This is a genomic window from Gluconobacter sp. P1D12_c, assembly GCF_018812105.1.
In the GTDB taxonomy this organism is placed as follows: Bacteria; Pseudomonadota; Alphaproteobacteria; order Acetobacterales; family Acetobacteraceae; genus Gluconobacter; species Gluconobacter oxydans_A.
On the sequence record NZ_JACSIQ010000897.1, the window covers coordinates 1 to 354 of the forward strand.

The 354-nt window shown below is 58.8% G+C and carries 1 protein-coding gene; it reads right to left on the bottom strand.

Annotation, left to right across the window (positions count from 1 at the left end; translation table 11 throughout):
* Positions 1-354, bottom strand: a 354-nt coding sequence (locus KP705_RS19700; protein WP_215765536.1) for a transposase, incomplete at both ends; no start/stop codon positions are given.

Here is a 354-nt window from a genome sequence, read left to right on the forward strand (position 1 = left end):
TTGATTGTCACATCGGACATGGATCTTGCTCGTAAAGCCGCCGCGTGATCGACCAAAAGCCTCCGAATGAGCCCCCCTTTTGCGCCCGTAGCCTGTGAATGGGCACGGACTACGGTACTGTCGACCATATGCTGCCAGTTATCGGTCAGGTCGAGGTCTATCAGGGTTTGCAGCAGAGCATCCCACACCCCCTGCTCAGCCCAACGCCGGAACCGGACATAGACCGAGTTCCATTTGCCGTAGCGCTCATGCATGTCCCGCCACGGACAGCCTGTGCGCAGAACATGCAGCATACCATTGAGAAACAGGCTGTTGTCTCCAGCTGGTCGAGCCCAACGTCCGCGCTCAGGCGGC